This window comes from Algoriphagus zhangzhouensis, from assembly GCF_900148515.1.
Taxonomy (GTDB): Bacteria; Bacteroidota; Bacteroidia; order Cytophagales; family Cyclobacteriaceae; genus Algoriphagus; species Algoriphagus zhangzhouensis.
Map to the genome: position 1 here is coordinate 420,997 of NZ_FRXN01000004.1, position 20,717 is coordinate 441,713.

General features: G+C 40.5%; 14 protein-coding genes. 6 read left to right on the forward strand and 8 right to left on the reverse strand.

Annotated features, from left to right (window positions below; translation table 11 throughout):
- Window positions 1-10: 10 nt before the first annotated feature.
- From BUF13_RS16095 to BUF13_RS16115, 5 genes are all read left to right on the forward strand, one after another.
- A complete protein-coding gene (locus BUF13_RS16095; RefSeq protein ID WP_083586481.1) occupies window positions 11-949 on the forward strand; it encodes an SGNH/GDSL hydrolase family protein in 939 nt (312 codons plus the stop codon).
- 75 nt (window positions 950-1,024) lie between these two features.
- Complete coding sequence (locus tag BUF13_RS16100) at window positions 1,025-1,501, forward strand: acyl-CoA thioesterase (RefSeq protein WP_073572833.1); 477 nt, start codon at window positions 1,025-1,027, stop codon at window positions 1,499-1,501.
- A gap of 173 nt (window positions 1,502-1,674) precedes the next feature.
- On the forward strand, window positions 1,675-2,745 hold the full coding sequence (locus BUF13_RS16105; protein ID WP_073572834.1) for an efflux RND transporter periplasmic adaptor subunit: 1,071 nt from the start codon (window positions 1,675-1,677) through the stop codon (window positions 2,743-2,745).
- A 3-nt stretch (window positions 2,746-2,748) separates the two neighbouring features.
- The gene (locus BUF13_RS16110; RefSeq protein WP_073572835.1) at window positions 2,749-5,793 is read left to right on the forward strand and encodes an efflux RND transporter permease subunit; all 3,045 of its coding nucleotides are present in this window, start codon (window positions 2,749-2,751) and stop codon (window positions 5,791-5,793) included.
- Between the two features lies 1 nt (window position 5,794).
- Window positions 5,795-9,004 carry an efflux RND transporter permease subunit gene (locus tag BUF13_RS16115; RefSeq protein WP_073572836.1) on the forward strand — a complete coding sequence of 1,070 codons (3,210 nt, stop codon included), beginning with the start codon at window positions 5,795-5,797 and terminating at the stop codon, window positions 9,002-9,004.
- Here the strand turns inward: BUF13_RS16115 and BUF13_RS16120 are convergent.
- Complete coding sequence (locus BUF13_RS16120) at window positions 8,995-10,176, reverse strand: exo-beta-N-acetylmuramidase NamZ family protein (protein ID WP_073572872.1); 1,182 nt, start codon at window positions 10,174-10,176, stop codon at window positions 8,995-8,997. The two genes, BUF13_RS16115 and BUF13_RS16120, sit on opposite strands and share 10 nt — an antisense overlap.
- A gap of 214 nt (window positions 10,177-10,390) precedes the next feature.
- On the opposite strand from BUF13_RS16120, the gene BUF13_RS16125 reads away from it, so the two are divergent.
- Window positions 10,391-11,578: a hypothetical protein gene (locus BUF13_RS16125; RefSeq protein WP_073572837.1), complete on the forward strand. Its 1,188-nt coding sequence runs from the start codon at window positions 10,391-10,393 to the stop codon at window positions 11,576-11,578.
- Window positions 11,579-11,593: 15 nt separating this feature from the next.
- Here the strand turns inward: BUF13_RS16125 and BUF13_RS16130 are convergent, their stop codons facing one another.
- The 7 genes from BUF13_RS16130 to BUF13_RS16160 all read right to left on the reverse strand — a co-directional run bounded on the left by BUF13_RS16130 (window position 11,594) and on the right by BUF13_RS16160 (window position 20,663).
- Window positions 11,594-12,283, reverse strand: coding sequence for a hypothetical protein (locus tag BUF13_RS16130; RefSeq protein ID WP_073572838.1), 690 nt, complete (start codon window positions 12,281-12,283; stop codon window positions 11,594-11,596).
- Between the two features lie 55 nt (window positions 12,284-12,338).
- Window positions 12,339-13,673: a DUF5723 family protein gene (locus tag BUF13_RS16135; RefSeq protein ID WP_073572839.1), complete on the reverse strand. Its 1,335-nt coding sequence runs from the start codon at window positions 13,671-13,673 to the stop codon at window positions 12,339-12,341.
- Between the two features lie 28 nt (window positions 13,674-13,701).
- Window positions 13,702-15,708, reverse strand: a complete 2,007-nt coding sequence (locus tag BUF13_RS16140) for an alpha-ketoacid dehydrogenase subunit alpha/beta (RefSeq protein ID WP_073572840.1) — start codon at window positions 15,706-15,708, stop codon at window positions 13,702-13,704.
- 331 nt (window positions 15,709-16,039) lie between these two features.
- On the reverse strand, window positions 16,040-16,537 hold the full coding sequence (locus BUF13_RS16145; RefSeq protein WP_073572841.1) for a GNAT family N-acetyltransferase: 498 nt from the start codon (window positions 16,535-16,537) through the stop codon (window positions 16,040-16,042).
- A gap of 72 nt (window positions 16,538-16,609) precedes the next feature.
- Complete coding sequence (locus BUF13_RS16150) at window positions 16,610-17,977, reverse strand: Gfo/Idh/MocA family protein (RefSeq protein ID WP_073572873.1); 1,368 nt, start codon at window positions 17,975-17,977, stop codon at window positions 16,610-16,612.
- A 113-nt stretch (window positions 17,978-18,090) separates the two neighbouring features.
- Window positions 18,091-19,458, reverse strand: coding sequence for a Gfo/Idh/MocA family protein (locus BUF13_RS16155; RefSeq protein ID WP_073572842.1), 1,368 nt, complete (start codon window positions 19,456-19,458; stop codon window positions 18,091-18,093).
- A 131-nt stretch (window positions 19,459-19,589) separates the two neighbouring features.
- The gene (locus BUF13_RS16160) at window positions 19,590-20,663 is read right to left on the reverse strand and encodes an Ldh family oxidoreductase (protein ID WP_073572843.1); all 1,074 of its coding nucleotides are present in this window, start codon (window positions 20,661-20,663) and stop codon (window positions 19,590-19,592) included.
- Between the last annotated feature and the right edge of the window lie 54 nt (window positions 20,664-20,717).

Consider the following 20,717-nt stretch of genomic DNA (forward strand, 5'->3'; position numbering starts at 1 on the left):
ATGATTTTGCATGATGAAAGGTTTGTTGCTAGGGATTCTAATTTCAGTTTTTTGCATTCAGAATAGTCAGTCTCAAGCGAGGTTGACTATTCCTTCAGATGCCCAACAGGTACTTTTTTTGGGAAATAGTATCACCTATGCCGGGAAGTACATCGCCTATGTAGAAACCTGCTATCGGTTGAAAAATCCTGATTCCACCATCGAATGGATCAATTTGGGTCTGCCGAGTGAGACTGTTTCTGGGCTTTCTGAGGAAGGGCATGCCAATGGAGAATTCCCACGCCCAGATTTGCATGAAAGGTTGTCTAGAGTTTTTGCAAGCCTTGATCCGGATGTGGTCTTTTTTAATTACGGGATGAATGATGGGATTTACCTTCCTTTCGACATGGGTAGATTTCAATTGTATCAAGATGGAATCAATTGGCTTTATGGAGAGATCGAATCAATAAATGCAATTCCTGTTGCCTTGACACCTCCAGTTTTTGATCCAAACAAAGGGATTGATTATTCTCAGGTTTTGGATGTGTATTCCGATTGGTTGATTAGTAAAAGAGGCAGTGATTCTTGGGAAGTCATAGACATTCATGGACCCATGAGGGAGTATTTAGCAAAGGAGAGAAGGAAGCATGCTGATTTTTTTCTTGCAAAAGATGGGGTGCATCCTGGGGATGAAGGGCATTGGTTGATGGCTCGAGAGTTCTTGGAAAGTTTAGGATGGGAAAAATCTTCCCAGTCTAAATCCTTTGAGCATCTCACCAAATCTTTTCCGCAGGCTTCAAAACTTCTGGAGCTTATCACTAAAAAACAAATTATCCAGCGAGATGCCTTCTTACGAGAAACCAAGCATTTGAGACCAGGTCTGGCGGAAGGATTGCCTATGGATGAGGCGGAAAGGCAGATTCTGGAGTTGGAGGAGGAGATTTTGAGTTTGCTGAATTCCGATAAATGATTTTCTGGAAAATGGGAAGGCATTTGCCTTTTTCTCCCCGATCAAATCTGTATATTAAATTCCAAATTTGATCCCATGGAAAATCTACACAAAACCTCCTTTCAGTTTATCAGCGAACCTTCAGATGTGAATTTCGGAGGAAAAGTCCATGGGGGAGTGGTGATGAAGTGGATTGATCAGGCTGCTTATACCTGTGCGAGAACATGGTCAGAAACCTACTGCGTGACTGTTTATGTAGGGGGGATTCGCTTTTACAAGCCTATCAATATCGGAGAAGTTATCAAAATAGATGCGGCGGTGATCTATACCGGTACCTCCAGTATCCATATTATGGTGGAGATTTATTCCAGGGATTTTTCGGATCATGAGTTTGAAAAAAAGACCCACTGCATCATCATTTTTGTCTCTGTAGATGAACATGGAAATCCAAAAAAGGTCAAGCCTTGGATCCCTCAGACGGATCAAGAGAAAAAACTGGAAGAATATGCCATGCGCCTAAAAACTCTTCGTGAAACAATCCACAACGAGATGAGACCATTTTTCAATGAATAATCGAAATGCTTGAAAGAATAATATTTTAAGTATATCGTTCTTTTAGTAATTGTATTATTCGAAGTTTTTAAAAGGCAGTCGAACCTTTTTTAACTTTTTTAACAAGCAATCTATTTCACTGTCTTTGACCTTGGAATTATTCTTAGTTTATTAGGATACTAACGATTATTTCGATGAACAACTACCGTATTATTTGCCTCATCATTTTTTCTTGGGGTCTTTTTTCATGTGAGCCAGAAGCCGAAAAACAAGAGGAAATTCCAGCTGAATCTTTTAGAAATGAGGTTGCCGCCACAGAAGTCAAAGTGGCCAAAGCAGAAACCAAGAGTTTCGATTACCTCATCAATGCTACCGGAAAGCTCGAAGCTGCTGGTCAGGTAAAAGCCATTATCGAGCAACCTGGGTATTTGATTGCTTTGCCGATTCGTGAAGGTCAGTTCGTCAATAAAGGTGAAATAATCGCCAAGTTAGATCCTACCAATTCTGAGATAGCCTTAGAGAAAGCCAAAATCGCTTTGAAGAATGCCGAGGCAGCTTTTGAAAATGATAAGCTTGGTTTTTTACGTGATTTTGAATCTGGAGATACTGAAAGAATCCAATTTTTGGAAGAACAGCTGAAAGCTAAAAACGGGGTTTATTTAGCGGAAATTGACTTGAAAGAAGCTCAATTGAACTTGGAGAGATGTGAAGTGAAAGCTCCAATTTCGGGAAAAATTGCTGACCTCAAATTCAAGGAAGGTAGTTTGATTTCTAGCAATGCTGAGCTTTGTGAAATCCTAAGCACATCCAGTTTGGAGTTGAAAGTAAATGTGCTGGAATCTGATATTTCTTTGATTTCAATTAATCAAAAAGTGGAGGTTTATCCGGTATCCGATATTCAAAATGCCTTGGAAGGCCGAGTTTTAGGAATCAATCCCAAAGTAGATGAAAATGGACTGGTTCAAGTTTCTATTCGGCTTACATCTTCTAAAGACTTGCTTCCAGGAATGAACGCGAGAGCCATCATCCGAGCCCCTCAATCCAATTCTTTGGTAGTTCCAAAAGATGCTGTCGTTTATCGATCTGGTAGAGCGGTAGTCTTTACGATTGAAAATGAAGAGTCCAAATGGAACTACGTAGAAGTAGGAAAAGACAATGGACAAGAAATAGAAATCCTGGAAGGTATAGAACCGGGAAGTACGGTCATCACGACTAACAATCTCCAACTCGCACATCAGGCACCGGTACAAATCGTAACTGAATAAAGGATGGTTCGATTTTTACTAGCCCGGCCCATTGCAGTATTTATGACTTTTTTGGCATTGATGGTGTTTTCTTTCATCGTCTTCCGCACATTGCCGATTTCCTTGCTGCCACCCATCGACGTTCCTCAGATCGTGGTGAAAGTATCCTATCCCAATGCCTCTCCAGAAGCGATTGAGCAGAATGTTTTGAGGAATATTCGAGAAGGTCTGATCACTTTGAATGGACTGGAGGATATGGATTCGAAAGCAGGTTCAGAAGTTGGTACTATCCGTCTTTCCTTCAACTATTCCACACAAATGGAGCTGGCCTATATCGATGTCAATGAGAAAATTGACAGAATAGCCAATAATCTACCGGAAGGAATTGCAAGGCCGGAAGTAATCCGAATCAATACCTCGGATATCCCAGTGGCAAGGGTTCAGGTAGTTCCCAAAGAAGGTGTTGATGAGATCGAGGTTAGCCTTTTGGCTGAAAATGTTCTAAAGAAAAGAATCGAGCAGCTTCCTGGAGTTTCTTTGGTAGATATCAATGGGAAAAAAGATCGAATCATCATAGTTGAGCCAAAGGAGGAGGAAATCCGAGCTTTAGGAATGACTCAGGAAAACCTGATTTCCGCGATTCAATCTGGAAATACAGATTTGCCGGGAGTCTCCGTAAAAGATGGTCAATTTCGGTATTATTTGAGATTAGCCACTCGTGTAGATACACCAAGCGATATTGAAAGCCTTCCTGTTTCTGCGCCTTCAGGAGCGATTGTACCATTAGGTAAGTTGGCAAATGTCAGCTATCAAACACAGGAAATGCTTGGATATCATTTGTTCGGTTCCAAAGAGGCATTAGTCATTACCGTTCACAAGCAGGCTGCTGCCAAGATGAATGAATTGATCCCCGAGTTGAAAGATGCTTTGGAGCTTTTCAAAACAGATTATCCTCAGGTGGATTTTGAACTCACTCAAGATCAATCCAATCTTCTAAATGCTGCAATTTCCAATCTGCAAACATCCCTTTTGTTTGGCGGGATTTTCGCCTTTGGCGTACTATTTCTTTTTATGAAAGATTACAGACTTCCTCTGATTATCGGGGTGAGTTTGCCATCTTCTCTTTTAATCAGTTTTCTAGTTTTCTACTTTTTCGATATTTCAATCAATATCATTTCACTTTCCGGTCTCGCTCTTGGGATAGGGATGTTGATTGACAATGCGATTATCGTTTTGGATAATATTACCCGAAAAAGGGAATTGGGATTGGACCTTTTTGAAGCCTGCGTGCAAGGAGTAGATGAAGTCATGAGTGCGTTGATTTCATCAGTTTTGACTACGCTTTCAGTATTTGTTCCGCTAGTTTTCTTAAGCGGGATTTCAGGGGCCCTATTCTTTGATCAGGCGATAGCAGTGACAGCAATCCTTTCTGTTTCCTTGGCAGTTGCCTTCATTCTTTTGCCGATGTTGTATTTTCTCTTTTTCAGCAAAAGTAAAAAGGTGGATGACGGCGAAGAAGGGAAGTTTTTTTCTGCGGTTTTGGGACTTTATGAAAAAGGCTACGATTTAGTCTTTGGCAATAGAAAAGTAGCACTGCTTTTCATTATGCTATTGATCCCAGTTGGATTAGCTATTTCTCTGCTTCTGCCATCTGAGGGCCTTCCTGAAATTGACAAGTTGGATACGACTCTGGAAGTGAACTGGAATGAGCCTATTTCTGCAACCGAGAATAGAGATCGAGTGGTCGCTTTGATGAGACATATGGAGGGAGGCTATGAGCAGGCAGAATCCGATATTGGTGTCAAGCAGTTCTTATTATTTGATGGTGAAAACTCGATTCAGCAAGCTTTGCTTTATTTCTTGTTTTCTTCGCAAGATCAAAAAAATGAGCAAGTAATAAAGCTTGAGGAGTTTATTGAGAAAAATTACCCAGGAGCCGAATTTCTAATTGGGGATGCTCCCAATGCCTTTGATCAATTATTCAATTCTTCTTTGCCTTACTATGAGGTGAGATGGAAAGATTTAGCTGCAAAAGAGCCTGTTCCAGAAGATAAAATGGGGCCTTGGCTAAGTCAATTTCCTACTTCAGAATGGGAAAGAGGGCCAGGACTTGAAAAAGAATCCTCTGTAGTTTTTACACTAAAAGCTGAAAAACTAGCGACCTATCGAATTACTGTAGATCAGATTCAATCCCAGTTGCAGAAACTATTTGGAAGCTTTTTGATCACCGATATCAGAAGGTTTGGAGAAGTGACTCCAGTGAAATTAAAAGAGCCCCAGACCAGATTTGAAGACTTATTGAGAAATACCCAAATCGCAGCCTCAGATTCGGCTTACTATACTTTGTCTGAGTTTGTGGATTTTCATTACGATGATCATTACAAAAATGTCACGGCAGACAAAACCGGGATTTATCAATCTGTATTTGTGACTGCGGAAAATCCTGACGCTTATAAATCAGATTTCATTAAATGGGGGACAGACAAGAATTTGGGAGTCTCCATGGTGGGACAATATTTCAAGGATCAGGAAAATATCAAGCAGCTGATTGGAATTCTTTTGATTTCTGTCCTGCTCCTTTATTTCATCTTGGCTGCACAATTTGAAAGCTTTATTCAGCCTCTGATTGTTGTTTTGACTCTTCCGCTTGGAATAGGCGGAGCTTTTTTGGTGATTCTATTGGCAGGTTCTTCTTTGAATGTGATGTCTGCCATTGGTTTGGTGGTGATGCTGGGTATTATGGTTAATGATGCGATTTTGAAAATCGATACCATCAATAGATTAAGAAAAGATTTGGTATCAGAACCAGGGACTTCAGCTGAGGAAGCTTTGGAATTGGCCTTGCATAGAGCTGGCCAGATTCGTCTGAAACCAATTTTGATGACTTCGATTACTACCATTCTTGCCTTGATCCCTATTATTTTCAGTGCAGGTTTGGGAGCAGACTTGCAGAGACCTTTGGTTTATTCTGTGATTGGTGGCTTGACGATTGGTACGTTGACAGCTTTGTATTTTGTGCCTTTGGCTTATTGGTTTTTTGTATCCAAAAAGAAACTAAAGGAGGCTTGATATGACCCCATTCCGCGTTTTAGTTGCATTTGTGGTGATGGCGATCATGGGGATCGCAGTCATTCCTTTGCTTTCGGTGGATTTGAATCCGAGGGATCGGGAACCCGTATTGACGATCTCCTATTCCGTTAATCAATCTTCTCCTGAAATAGTTGAAAAACTGGCTACCTCGCCACTGGAAGGCGCTTTTTCCCAGCTTTCAGAATTAAAGAAAATTGAGTCTTCTTCCAATTACAATGGAGGAAGTATTACCCTTCGATTTGACAAGAAGGCGGATATGGAGATGAAGAAATTTGAGGTCTCTTCCTTGATCAGGCAAGTACATCCCCAGCTGGATTCCAAAGTCAGTTTTCCTTTAGTCTATCAATCTGCTCAGCAGCGAGATGATCGGAAAACCCCGATTCTGACTTACTCCATGAATGGCCCTTTTGCGGCTTTTGAAATCAAAAAAATAGCCGAGGATTTCATCAAACCATCCATTACCCGCTATGAAGAAGTGGAGGAAGTAAGTGTCAATGGCGCGACTGATTTGCAGCTTTTTATCACTTTTGATATCCAAAAACTCCAAGCTTATGGTTTGACAAAAGGCCAGCTTTCAAACCGAATTTCTCAAGCTTTCGGTAGGAGTTTTCCCGGCTCTGTGATAAACAATAGGGGTGAGACTCTCTTTGTGCAAGTAGATCGCTCCTTGGAAGAAATGAGTCAGGTAGAAAACCTGAGAGTTTCAGAGATCAATGGACATAATGTTTTGCTAAAAGATGTTGCCAAATTGACCTTGGAGGAGGCCGAAGCGAATTCCTATTTCCGAATAAATGGAAATAACTCAGTCACTATTTCAGTCTTTAATCGCGAAGGAGTGAACAAGGTCTTGCTTGCGAAGGATATTCGGGAAGCAGTAGAAAATGCAAAAGCTCTGCTTCCGGCAGGATTTGAAATCACATTGGAAAATGATGATACCGAGTTCCTAGAGAAGGAATTGGATAAAATTTATAAGCGCTCTGGTCTATCCATTCTGATACTGATTGTATTTATTTTTCTAATCAATAGGAACCTGAAATACCTGAGTATTCTGTTTCTGGGTATCGTCATCAATCTAAGCTTATGCGCGATTGTTTTATACTTTTTGAAAGTTGACATCCACCTGTATTCTTTAGCAGGGTTAACGATTAGTTTTGGATTGATCGTGGATAATGCGATCATCATGATTGACCACTTGCATAAGCATAAAAACAGGAAGGTTTTCTTGGCATTATTAGCGGCTTCCCTGACTACAATTGCAGCTTTGATGATCGTATTTTTCCTTCCTGAAGAGGATAGGAAAAATTTGACCGAGTTTTCCATTGTGGTTTCTGTCATGCTGGGAATCAGTTTGATTATTGCGCTGGTTTTTACTCCAGCCTTTTATCAGGTCCTATTCAAAGAATCTGTTCAAAAAGGCAGAAAACTAACAATCCCACAACTTAAGAAGCGTGTAAAAAATCTTCATCGCTATGAAAGGGGAATTGCGTGGACTGCCAGGTATAGGAAGGTCTTTATTACATTCTTGATTTTACTTTTTGGACTGCCAATATTCTATTTGCCTGCCAATTGGGAGGATCATGAGTGGTATAATAAAACCGTTGGAAATACTTTTTATCAAGAAGAAATCAGGCCTTATGTGGATCAGGCATTAGGAGGATCTTTCCGAATGTTTGTGAGAGGAGTCTATGAAAAAAGCTCTTATCGGGAAGCATCCAAGACTCGATTATATGTTTATTGTCGACTTCCATTCGGGAATACATTGGACCAGATGGACTTCATCATGCGTGAGTTTGAATCCTATTTGAAAGGGGTGGAAGGGATAGAGCAATTTGAAACGATTGTTCAATCTGGTCAGCAAGGGATGATTTCAATCACTTTCAAAGAGGCATATGAGAAGTCTGCGTTGCCCTATCAACTGAAGGGAAAGCTATCTGTTAAGTCTACAGATTGGAGTGGCGCCCAATGGAATATTTATGGAGTGGGACAGGGCTTTTATACCGGATCGGGTGGTGAAGGAATTCCTTCCTATCGAGTGACAATGAAAGGGTATAATTTTGATGAGCTGGAAAGACAAGCCAATGTCTTGGCAGAGAAACTATTGAAACATAAGCGGATTCAGGAAGTGAATACCAATGAGCGTTTGGGTTGGGGGGATCCAAAAACTGAGGAGTTTGTGCTGCGATTGGATCAAAACCAGATTGCTTTGGGTAAAACCAACCAGTATGAGATCATCAATACGATGCTTGACTTAAGCAAACCTCAAGGGCCTTCAGGTTCCTTGGTTTTGGAAGATCAAAACTATGGGATGGTGATCAGAGAGACGAACTCCAATGATTTTAGCAGGTTTGATTTAGAGAAAAATGGCTTGATCTCTGGAACGGATAGAATCTACAAAATTTCAGATTTTGGGACTTTAACAAAGGAAACGACTACTAGTGCCTTGAGAAAAGAGGATCGGCAATACATTCGATCTGTGGCATTTGAATATATGGGCTCAGGAAAGTTTGGGAAGGAATACTTGGATGAGGTCTTGGAAGAAATGAAACGGGAAATGCCAATTGGCTATACTGCCGAAACCCAATCATATTTTTTCAGTTTTGAAAAAGCAAAAAGACAATACTCCCTCATAGGTTTATTGATAGTGGGGATTTTTATGATTTGTGCTATTCTTTTCGAGAACCTCAAACAACCGGTCTATATCATAGCGATTATTCCTATCAGCTTTATTGGTTTGTTTTTGATCTTCTCACTATTTGATTTCTACTTTGATCAAGGTGGTTATGCTTCCTTTGTGATGCTCGGAGGATTGGCGGTGAATGCAGGGATTTTTATCATCAATGATCTGAATAACCGATTCACAGGCGTTTACAATCGGAATGTTTTGAAGTCTGTTGCTGGAAAAGCCATTCCGATTATGCTGACAATTCTTTCCACCTGTTTTGGCTTGATTCCATTTATCATGGAAGGACAAAATGAGATTTTCTGGTTCTCGCTAGCCATCGGAACCATAGGCGGTTTGGTATTCAGCTTAGTGGGGGTGTTTTGGGCTTTGCCAGTTTTCCTTTGGAAAAAAGAGCCAGTTTTACAGCTTGAAGTAGCCGATGTTCCAGCAAAACCAAAAGTGAAGAAAAAAAGAAGACTCTTCTTCTGGAGAAAGAAGAAGAGTCAAAAAGGAGAGGATCAAGGATAAAGCAAATACTTTTTCCTCATCTCTTTATATTTACTCAAGCCTGGTTCCCAACTGGCTCGGATTTCTTCTTCTGAAACTCCTGAGATAATTTGCTGTCTGAATTCTCCAGTTCCGATTAGTTTTTCAATGGTCCCCATTTGATTACTCAAGCTGGAATCAAAAAACTTTTCCTTATGCGGATGGGCTTTGTAGAGCTCAATAATCCATTTGAAATTGATTTGGCCGCTTTTTCTTAATTTATCTGTGTCAAACTCTCTCAGATCCAATCCATAACAAACTTGATCCATGAAAAGTGGAGTCTCTGCCATTCCTTTGATGCCTGTTGGCGTATAGGAGAAATCGTAAATTCCTTTCAATTCGGGACTTCCCAATACTGTAAACGGGAAATAGGTTCCTCTGCCATGATTGAGATAAACACCTTCAAACATACAGGTGGATGGATATAAAAGAACTGCCTGCTGCGTATTGAGATTTGGAGATGGAGGCACAGGCAAAGTATACTCCATATCATGATTGTAATTGGCGACAGGAATGATTCGAAGTTTACATTTTACTCCATTCGTTAGCCAGCCTTCCCCATTTGCCATTTGTGCAAATTCACCTACCGTCAATCCATGAGACATGGGGATAGGGAACATTCCGATTCCTGATTTATACTTCATGTCCAATATAGGTCCGTCAATCAGGTATGCATTTGGGTTGGGACGGTCGAGAATCATCAGTTCTTTGCTATTGGCTGCGCAGGCTTCCATCAATCTGGAAAGTGCATTGATATTCGTGTAAAATCTAACTCCCACATCCTGCAAATCATAAATCATGATGTCTACATCTGCCATGTCCTCAGCAGATGGCTTATTCTTTTTGCCATATAATGAGATGATTGGGATTCCTGTTTTAGGATCAGTTTCATCGCTGACTTTTTCACCGGCACTGACATTTCCTCTGAATCCATGTTCCGGCCCAAAGACTTTCACCACTTGAATTCCTAGACTTTGAAGACTATCCACCAAATGTGTGGTTCCAATGATAGCCGTTTGATTAGCCATGATTGCCACTCGTTTTCCTTTCAAAAGAGGTATATAAAGGTCAGTTTGATCGGCTCCGGTTTTGATGGGTTGGTTTTGAGCCTTTAGTGTTAAAGTGAAAAAGAAAAGAACGAAGGCAAATGCCAAAATCTTAGAGATTGGTAGAAGTTTAAGGTTTCTACGACTTAGTTTTTTTAAAGAATTCAAGACTGTCGTTTTTTAAATGAAAGTTTAAAATAGGGACAAAAGAGATGGTATGTTCAAGTAATTATTTTTTTCGCTAGAAAATTAATTCTGATGGTCTGTCCTATATTCTTTCAATAATTCGACTTATTCCTAAAGTCCATTTTAAATTTTATTTATGAGGTTTAGATCTACCACCCTCTTAGGGTTTTTAACATTACTTATTTTTTCCTGTTCTAATTCTTCCAAAAATGAATCCGGTATTGAAGGGAACCTTCTTCAGGAATTCCATTTTGAGGTACTTGACTCAATCAAAGTGGATGCATTGGAAGTGTTAGTTGCATTGGATTACAATCCAGAGAACGACACTTATTTATTGAAGCAGCAACGGGAGGGAGTTATTTACTTGGTTGATTCAAAAGGGAATATTTTGGAACAACGAGATTTGGGAGGAGAGGGGCCTAATCAGGCTGGAACCTTCATGGAAGGTCAATTTGCAGGGTCTGGATATGTATTTAAGGAATTGTCTCCGACAATGGATTTCCATGAATATGATTCTGACTTTCAAAAAATAAAAGTTCATCCAGGAGCAGCTGTGGGATTGAATGCTTTGGTGATCAATTATTACAGACAAACATTTGATTTCTTGACCTTGAATGGTTCACCTTATTTGATAGGAGAGGAAATAAATGGCTATGAAGCTGGTGTAATAGATGGAAGTAAGATTGGAGCAGAGTTTTACGATAAGGCTACTTCAGGATTTCTTTTGAACCTAAAGGATGACTCGCTGCAAAGAATCAATCTATTTGCAGAAGACTGGAAGCCGAGACTTGAGAAAAATTGGATAGGAAATAGTTTACCAAGCATAACCTATGATTCTAAATCCCATACAGCATTTGTGCTTCCCTCCAAAGGAAATCAGTTGAGTGTTTTTAACGTAAACTCAGGCGGATTAGAGTTGAAAGAAAGTATTGAATTGGTTCATCCTGACCGTGAAGGAGCAATAGCCAATGCAGATCAGGATGGTTTAACTTATCCAGGCTTTGATGATGTTCGAAATTTAGGAGAATACCAGTTGGTGTCTTTCAATACTGCGATGCCTGAGGATGTTTTGACAGGAATAAAAGCCAAGGCAGGAGAAGAGTACTACAGAGATCCTGAATTCACTCAAGCAATTAAGACTTATAGAAAAGAACGGTATATTCTGATCAAAGAGGGAAAACAAGTTGGAGTTGTCAATGGAGGACCAGAAGAGGGCAGAATCAATTTGGGACTTCCGGATGGGACCGTTCTTGTTAAGGCGGCTGATGGAGAAGTAGAAAGGGATTACAATTTGTTTTATAGAATGAGGATGGTGGAGAAGTGAATATTGTAGTATTTCTTAAAACACATCATACCATACTAAGCCCACAGAAAAAGTCATATACTTTAATGGTGCTCTTCGGAAATCATAGATGAATTTCTCTTCATTGGGATCATACCCTACATCTCCTTTTTGAAGAAATCGGACGACATTTCCATCTTGAAAAGTGCCACGAAGCTCTAGAAACATCATTTCTTTGGAGTCAATTGGGATTTGAATTCCCGCTCCAATTCGATAAGCCAAGGCCCAATCTTCGTAATCTTTTCCGCTTTCAATGGCTTCCTCAGAATAGATTTCTTCTCGGATTTTGTAGCGGGTATAGAGATAGTTTACACCCATTTGTGCTTCAATAAAAGGTGTGACTTTACTATTAACCACTGGCAAATACCGAATCACAGCCATTCCAGTTGCTAGGTTATTATTTCTTCTCAATCGCAATTCGTCAGTAAAACCAGGATATAAATCTGTTCTCAATTCCAGATTGCTTCCATAGATTCCATAACCCAACTCCATCCCGACTTGAATGGGAGTTGATTGAAACTCATAAAGGACAATTCCTGAAAGTGTGGGGAAGAAAGTGGATTCTGTTTCCTGTTTCAATTGGCCGGAAGGAAGCGATCCGTTAAAATGAATTCCCGCCACATAAAATTGTGCTTGAGAAAAATGACTCCCCAATAAAAACAGGAATAGAAAAAGGGACTTTCGCATGGGCTTTACTTTGAAAGCTTATACGAAAATCCCCTTTAATGTTTTGGAATTTCAATCAGTCTCTTCTATAAATCGGAACTTTCAAACCGATGTAGGCATCTGCAGATTGGCTGTTTTTGGATATCAGATTCGTGATAATCGAACCTGAGCCTACCATCAATGGACCAACTCTTACTCCAAGTCCCCAATAAACGCCACTGCTATATTCTCTAAAACTAACGGGGCTATAAACACTTAACCATCTTGTTTCGAATCTCGGAGTAATAGTCAATTGGTTCATCATCTTTGAAACAGGGATTTCTCCATGATCTTTGATGGAAAGGGAAACTTGCAAATTGACATAAAAAAGACTCGATATATGATAATCAGCAAAAATCTGGAGTGAAGTTGGAAGTCCAAATCTTTTGTCTTCAGTGAATTCGGAACCTTCGTAATTATCTTCCAAAACTTGCTCTAAGTCCTTGTCCAAAAATTCATCTACATGGATTGAGGCTGTAGTATTATAAGTGAATCTTCGAGAAGCCTTATAATTAATGGAACCAATATCCATTACAGAAAGACCAAATCGTAGTTTATGATCATTCATGGTATAAGAATCAGAATAATCTGTTTCCCGGATTTCAAAAATCAACCCCAAGTCTGCTCCAAATCCTGAACTAGGATCTGAGAAATTGACATCCTCGGAGTCGAAACCAGAGGTGTATCCGTATTGAAGACTGCCTGAAGTGGAAATGATGTCATTGGATGAACTATAACCAGCGCCTAAAATATTACTGGAACCATAGACTCCGCCTGCTCCCATTAAATATTTAAGAGTTATCCCGCCACGAAGGATATGATCTTCATTTTCCATTAAAACTCGACCATAGCTTGCGCCGATTTCTCCCCATGCATGAAGTAATCCTTGTAGATCTTCCATCGACAAATCAAAATTTTCAACCTCTGCATCCTCGTTGCTAATTACTTGGTAAAAATCACCTCCGATATTGTTTAAGTTGAAATAGGTTCTAAAGCGGGTACTCAAGGCTACCGAATTACGTTCATTTAAATTGAGCAGAACAGAAGGGCCGAGAAAATCGACGTTTCCTAAGAAATTATTTTGTTCTGAAGGAGTGGTCGATAAATTATCATCTGAGAAAAAGCCTTCATCGAATTTGTCAAGTTCAGCTAAGTTAATGCCGACATAATCGTTTGAAATAATGGCACTGACGGAAAGGAGGTTTACATCCAATTTCATTTTTGAACCAGTGATTCCAGCTGGGTTGGTGAGGAGGTAGTGGACCCCTGTTCGTCCACCCATGGTTCCTCCAATGAAACTTTGAGCATAAGAGATGGTGGTAGATAAAACCAAAATGGCAAATAGTAATCCTCTTTTTAGATAAGAGAGCATGGGCTAGGAGTTGAGATTAACAATAGGTTTAATAATCTAATAGGGTTAGAATTTTTTCTTTGAACCGGGTTATTGGTAAAAATTGCTTTTCCAGATTTGGAGCAAATGGCACTGGAGTATCCAAGCTGCCTTCTCTCATCACAGGGGCATCCAAATATTTGAAACAATGCTCTGATATCCATGCGCAAATTTCTGCTCCAATTCCTCCAGTAAGGCAATCCTCTTGTAAAAAGATGACTTTTCCGGTCTTTTTCACAGTCTTTTCTACAGCTTCTTTGTCCCAAGGCAGCAAAGTCCTTAAATCAACAATATCTACAGAAAGGCTTAATTCTTCAGCTAGTTGCTTGGCCCAAAGAACTCCCATCCCATAAGTAATTATGGACGCCTGATCTCCCTCTTGGACCAATTTTGCTTTTCCGATTTCTACTGTGTAATAGTCATCTGGAATTTCTTCTGAAATAGAGCGGTATAATCCTTTGTGTTCAAAAAAGAGATAGGGATTCGGATCCTCAATCGCTGCGTTTAGGAGACCTTTGGCATCATAAGGGTTTGATGGATAGACGATTTTTAAGCCTGGAGTATGAAAAAACCATGCTTCATTGGATTGGGAATGAAAAGGGCCGGCGGCCATTCCTGCACCGGTTGGCATTCTTACTACGACATCTGCTTTTTGCCCCCAGCGGTAATGGATTTTTGCAAGGTTATTTACAATTTGATTAAAGCCTACAGACACAAAGTCTGCAAACTGCATTTCAACCATAGCCTTGTATCCATTAATAGAAAGGCCAAGACCAGCACCTAAAATGGCGCTTTCGCAAAGCGGAGTATTTCGCACTCTTTCTCCACCGAATTGATTTTTGAATCCATCCGTGATTTTAAAAACTCCACCATATTCTCCAATATCCTGCCCCATCAAAATCAGGTTGGGAAATTTTTCCATGGATTGACTCAATCCATCAGAAATGGCGTCAACAAAGCGTTTTTCAGTACTTTTTGAGGATTTTGCCTGGATTACTTCTTGATCAAAAGGAAAGTAAATATCCTTGAGTTCTTCTTCTAAATTCGGTGAAATGGGTTCTTCATTGAAAGCAATTTCCAAAGCATCCTGAATGGCAACTTTTGCTTCCTGATTTATCTTTTCTTTAGTCTCAGCATCAAGAACTCCAATATCTTCTAGATAGGCTTCAAAATTGTCTATCGGATCCAGCTTGCTCCATTCTTCCATCAAATCTTTCGGCACGTACTTGGTGCCGGATGCTTCCTCATGGCCACGCATTCTGAAAGTAATTGCTTCTACCAATACTGGTCGGGGATTTTTACGAATGTCTTGAGCAAGGGAAGAAATAGTTTGAAAAACGTCCAATACATTATTTCCCTGAACTTTGACAGTTTCCATTCCATAGCCGGGACCTTTATCCGTGAAGTTTTTGAAAGCAAATTGTTCTTCGTTCGGAGTAGAAAGTCCATAGCCATTGTGCTCTATAACAAAAATGACAGGGAGTTTCCAAACTGCTGCCACATTCAAACCTTCATGAAAATCTCCTTCAGAGCTTGCTCCGTCTCCAGAGAAAACCAAACAGACTTTCTTTTCATCGGAAAGTTTATTGGCTAAAGCTATTCCATCGGCTAAAGCTAATTGCGGTCCCAAATGAGAAATCATTCCGACTATATGATGTTCTATGGATCCAAAATGGAAAGAGCGGTCTCGTCCTTTTGTAAAACCAGATTTTTTACCCTGAAATTGAGCGAAGAGTCTTTCTAATGGAATGTTTCTCCCAGTGAAAATCCCCAAGTTTCTATGCATAGGAAGGATGAATTCATCTTCCTGCAAGGCATTGACAGCTCCTATGGAAATAGCTTCCTGTCCCCATCCGCTAAACCATTTTGAAATTCTTCCTTGCCGTAAAAGAATGAGCATTTTTTCTTCGATTCTTCTCGGAAGGATTAATGATTTGTAAAGAGTCAGGAGTTGTTCGTCAGAAAGGTCTTTCCTGTCAAAAGTTAGTTGGGTTGTGGAGGAAGTGGCTGGTTCCATGAGGATTGGTTTACTTTCCTAAGGTACAATTTGGGAAGAAATTCTCAAGGAAAAATGCTGGGAGATTCCTGCAATAGGGCCCCGGAATAATCCGGGGCTAAAAATGTAATGCAAGGAGTTAAAAAATTTGCTGTACGGTCCAAAATTAGGCAAAAGCCTTTCAGCCGACAGCCTTGAGGCATTAAGCTTGTTTTAATAAAACCGTAGGATGTTGATAATTAGATAATATTGAGGAAACCTGCCTGTTTATTAAGGTGATTGATGGTTTCCAAAAGCTTAGTGGTGAGGATATTCTAGATTATTAAAAAGAATAATGTTGTTAGCTTTTGAGTTAGTGAAGCGGATATTCAAATATAATATCATCCATGACATAACCATTTCCGATGTCGATGACTTCTCTTCGGAGTTCTTTGAAGCCATAGTGAATATAAAAGTCAATCGCTGGCTGGTTTTCCCGATTGACATTCAGTTGAAGAAAATCTTGATTATTGGCTTTTGCTACTTCTTTAGCTTTGGCAAAAAGTAATTTCCCAAGTCCTTTTCCCTGTTGATTAGGTAAAATGTAGACCTTGTGGATTTTGGTTTTACGGGGTTCATAATTCACCTGAATTCCCAAATAGCCAATTGCCTTTCCATCTTCTTTCACTAAAAAAAACTGATGCCCTTCTGAAAGCTGCTTTCCGAGTGTTTCTACACTATACATCCAATTGAGCATGTATTCGATTTGCTCTGGAGAAAGAATTTTCCCAAAAGTATGAGGCCAGGTCTGGTGAGCTACTTCTTGAACCAAAATCAGATCGTCTTTTTCAGCAGGGACTATTTCTAGCATTTCTTTTTTTCTTCTAAAATAGAAAAACCGACCCAAAAACTGAGTCGGTTTATTATCAGAAAATCATTTCTCCTAAACATTATTTGGATCAGGATGAACATAAGGAGCTCGATAGGGTCTTTTCAGTTTGGCGGTAGCTTCCGGATCGCCAATGATGGTTCTTGTTTTGGGATCATATTTCAGTGCTCTTCCTCCCAGATCCATGGAGATATTTGCCAAAATACAAGAGGCGGTGGAAATATGCCCTTCCTCTATATCTGCAATGGGTAGGGTATCAGTCTCGATGGCATTCAACCAATTTTTCATATGGATTCTTGTGGCCGGAGCTGCATTCAATTCAATTCTTTCCTCATCCACATCCTCAGGGTATTCCTCTCTTTCATACACTACATCGTAATGAATCGGCTCAACTCCTTCTTCTAGTGGAATGAAATCCGCCTGCATAGTACTGCCTGCAAGCATACCTTTTTCTCCATAAATTTTAAATGCCCAAGGATATTCCGGATCGGTTGGATTGCCCCAAGTTCTGTGTTGCCAAACTACATTCAACTCAGGATATTCAAAGATGGCAGACTGTGTGTCTGAAATATTGGATTTCCCATCTTTTTGAACGTAGATACCTCCGGTGGAAGTAATCTGAGTCGGCCAACCAAGTTTTAGCATCCAACGGACCGTATCAAGCATGTGGACGCACATGTCTCCTGTGATTCCGTTTCCATATTCGATGAAAGTTCTCCACCAGCGAATATGTGGTAAACCATCATATGGGCGTTTTGGAGCAGGTCCAGCCCATAGATCGTAGTTAAAGAAATCAGGAACTGGTTCTACAGGAGGATTTCCATTGGCTCTCATGTGATAATAACAGCAAACTTCAGCATGGCTGATTTTCCCTAATTTGCCAGTATCGATTATTTCTTTTTTAGCTTGAATTAAATGGGGAGTCGATTTTCTCTGTGTTCCGACTTGCACTTTTCTGTTGTATTTTCTGGCTGCAGCAACCATGGCTTCACCTTCAATGACATCTACAGATATTGGCTTTTGGACATAGACATGAGCTCCGGCTTTCAATGCATCGATTGCCATCAAGGCATGCCAATGATCAGGTGATCCGATGAGTACAAATTCAGGCTTTTCTTTTGCTAAAAGCTCTTTATAATCTTCATAAAGAGCCGGTACTTTTCCTGATTTCTGCCTTTCAGAGACAAGTTGTCCCGCAGCTTCTAAAATATGGCGATCAGGATCACATAGTCCGACTACTTCTACGTCAGCTACTTGGATTAGGCGAAAAAGATCTGACTTGCCATACCAGCCGGTGCCAATCAGAGCCACTCGGATTGGACCTTCTTGATCTTTGAAATCCATTCCAAGCAATCCAAAACTGGCCAAAGTCATCATCGCTGATGAACCTTTGATAAAATCTCTACGGTTTAGAGCATTCATTGATTTGAGGGTTTGAGGTTTATTGCATTCATAAGATACAAAAACCCAAACCCTTGGCAACAAGAATTTTAAGAATGGAAATCTGAGGATAAAGAAGTTTGATAAAAAAAGCCTTAAACCTGGCCAGGCTCTGGATGGGCATAACCATCCCGATAGGGCCTTCTTAGTAATGTTGTAGCTTCTTCATCACCAATAACTATCATAGTTTTTGGATCATATCTCAAAGCTCTTCCTCCCAAGTCCATGGACATGTTTGCTAAAATGCAAGAAGCTGTGGAAATATGGCCTTGGAGCACATCAGCAACTGGTAAAGTGTCATTTTCCACAGCCTGAAGCCAGTTTTTCATCTGTCCTCTCGTTGCAGGGGCTGCATGAATTTCAATGTCTTTTTCAGTGACGTCTTCAGGATATTCTTCTTTTTCTAAGACAACAGGGTAGTGGATATGCTCTCCATTATTATTGCCATCTGGGTAAAAATCTGCTTTCATTGGGCTTCCTGCGAGCATACCATTTTCACCATAGATTTTGAAAGCCCAAGGATATTCTGGATCAGTTGGGTTTCCCCATGTTCGGTGTTGCCAGACGACATTGATCTCATCAAATTCAAAAATGGCAGTTTGGGTATCTGAAATATTGGAAATAGATGCTTTGTCAACATAAATCCCTCCCGTGGAAGTCACTTGAACAGGCCATCCCAAATCAAGCATCCATCTGACGGCATCCAGCATGTGCACGCACATGTCTCCAACAATCCCATTTCCATATTCCATAAAAGCTCTCCATCCACGATGCAGAATTCCTCGATAGGGAAGCTTTGGTGCAGGACCAGCCCAAAGTTCGTAATTCAAGTTTTCCGGAACAGGAATTACATCAGGGTGACTTCTATTCCGCATATGATAATAGCAACATACCTCCGCATGTGAGATTTTTCCAAGCTTGCCACTATCTATTATTTCCTTTTTTGCCTTGATTAAATGGGGTGTGCTTCTCCTCTGGGTTCCTATCTGTACTTTTCTTCCATATTTTCTACTGGCAGCCAAAATCGCTTCTCCTTCAATCACGTCTACCGAGATTGGCTTTTGTAAATAAACATGTGCTCCGCTTTTTACCGCATCAATAGCAATCAGAGCATGCCAGTGATCTGGAGTACCCACGAGTACATATTCTGGTTTTTCCTTGGCCAAAAGTTCTTTATAGTCCTCATATAAAGCAGGTACTTTTCCTGATTTCTGGCGAGTAGCAACCAAACCTCCTGCGTCTTTCAATTGCTTGGAATCCACATCACAAAGAGCGACAACATCTACATCCGCCACTTGAATCAACCGAAAAAGATCAGATTTCCCATACCATCCGGTACCAATCAAAGCCACCCTAATCGGGCCTTCCTTGTCTTTGAAGTCCATGCCAAGGAGTCCAAAACTGGCCAAAGTCATAAATGCTGATGATCCTTTGAGGAAATTTCTTCGATTAAATTGATTCATAGGTTGATGGGTTTGAGGATGCCAAAAATCAATTTACAAAAAGCACCCATTTCCCCAAATGGCCTTAGGATGGGTGGAGAGAAAATTGGACATAAAAAAACTCAGACTGTTTAGCCTGAGTTTTTGTGGTTTTAGAATTTCACTCCAAATCTCTGTCCCAATTCCGATAGATCTTTGACAACCGGATCAAGTAAAGGGATTCCATTCGTCTTTCTATATTCTTCCAATTCCCTTTCAGGATCTCCTGGGATCAATACTTTTTCATTTCCAGGAGTGGTTTCAGCTGACCTGAATCGCTTGATCCAATTATCCATATGGGACTTAAATTCGCCAGCAGGTCTAAATGCATCTACACGCATAGCTCCAAAGAAGTGGCCGATACCTTCACCAACCGGATTGGGGTCTGGTTCCAAAAATGCCACAAACGGTGGAACCCAAGGCCCGTAATTGGCACCTGAAAGAACCGCAGAGAAGATATCCACTATTGATCCTAGAGCATATCCTTTATGAGATCCATGTTCGCGATCTCCTCCCAGAGGTAATAAAGCTCCACCATCTTTGACTCCATTGGATGAAGTGGTGCTATTCCCATCTTTATCCTGTACCCATCCTTCAGGGGCATCTTGCCCTTTTCTTTGTAGGATTTCCAATTTACCATTGGCAGCAGTAGTCGTTGCCATATCTGCAACAAATGGTGGTTCTTGGTCCGCAGGGATCGCCACTGAAATAGGATTGGTTCCCAAAAGTCTTTCCTTGGAAAAGGTCGGACTCACCAATGGACTGGCATTTGTCAGGGAAATCCCAATCATATCATGTTCCAACGCCATCATGGAATGGTATCCTGCAATCCCATAATGATTTGAATTTTTTACAGAAACCCATCCAGTTCCTGCTTTGCTAGCTTTCTCAATTGCCACATTCATGGCATAAGGAGCAACTACTAACCCAAGCCCTTTGTCTCCATCAACTACTGCCGTGGAAGGGGTTTCGTGCACAATTTTGATATTGGGATTGGTATTGATTCTTCCTTTTTCCCAAAGTCTGACATAGCCCGAAAGCCTTGCTACTCCGTGGCTATCAACCCCTCTCATATCCGCTGAAAGAAGAACATCTGCTCCGATTTGGGCATGAACTTCCGGACAACCGATTTTCAAGAGCATGTCATGGGTGAATTTGTATAATTGCTCGTAGGAAAATGTGTTCATAGTTTTAAAAGTCTTTGTCGGTACAACAAAGATACAACGTATCAGAAAGATTTG

Bases quoted from the DNA above. Each gene is read 5' to 3' on its own strand.
- BUF13_RS16095 (WP_083586481.1), top strand. From the start codon at position 11: ATGATGAAAGGTTTGTTGCTAGGGATTCTAATTTCAGTTTTTTGCATT.
- BUF13_RS16100 (WP_073572833.1), top strand. From the start codon at position 1,025: ATGGAAAATCTACACAAAACCTCCTTTCAGTTTATCAGCGAACCTTCA.
- BUF13_RS16105 (WP_073572834.1), top strand. From the start codon at position 1,675: ATGAACAACTACCGTATTATTTGCCTCATCATTTTTTCTTGGGGTCTT.
- BUF13_RS16110 (WP_073572835.1), top strand. From the start codon at position 2,749: ATGGTTCGATTTTTACTAGCCCGGCCCATTGCAGTATTTATGACTTTT.
- BUF13_RS16115 (WP_073572836.1), top strand. From the start codon at position 5,795: ATGACCCCATTCCGCGTTTTAGTTGCATTTGTGGTGATGGCGATCATG.
- BUF13_RS16125 (WP_073572837.1), top strand. From the start codon at position 10,391: ATGAGGTTTAGATCTACCACCCTCTTAGGGTTTTTAACATTACTTATT.
- BUF13_RS16130 (WP_073572838.1), bottom strand. From the start codon at position 12,283: ATGCGAAAGTCCCTTTTTCTATTCCTGTTTTTATTGGGGAGTCATTTT.
- BUF13_RS16135 (WP_073572839.1), bottom strand. From the start codon at position 13,673: ATGCTCTCTTATCTAAAAAGAGGATTACTATTTGCCATTTTGGTTTTA.
- BUF13_RS16140 (WP_073572840.1), bottom strand. From the start codon at position 15,708: ATGGAACCAGCCACTTCCTCCACAACCCAACTAACTTTTGACAGGAAA.
- BUF13_RS16145 (WP_073572841.1), bottom strand. From the start codon at position 16,537: ATGCTAGAAATAGTCCCTGCTGAAAAAGACGATCTGATTTTGGTTCAA.
- BUF13_RS16150 (WP_073572873.1), bottom strand. From the start codon at position 17,977: ATGAATGCTCTAAACCGTAGAGATTTTATCAAAGGTTCATCAGCGATG.
- BUF13_RS16155 (WP_073572842.1), bottom strand. From the start codon at position 19,458: ATGAATCAATTTAATCGAAGAAATTTCCTCAAAGGATCATCAGCATTT.
- BUF13_RS16160 (WP_073572843.1), bottom strand. From the start codon at position 20,663: ATGAACACATTTTCCTACGAGCAATTATACAAATTCACCCATGACATG.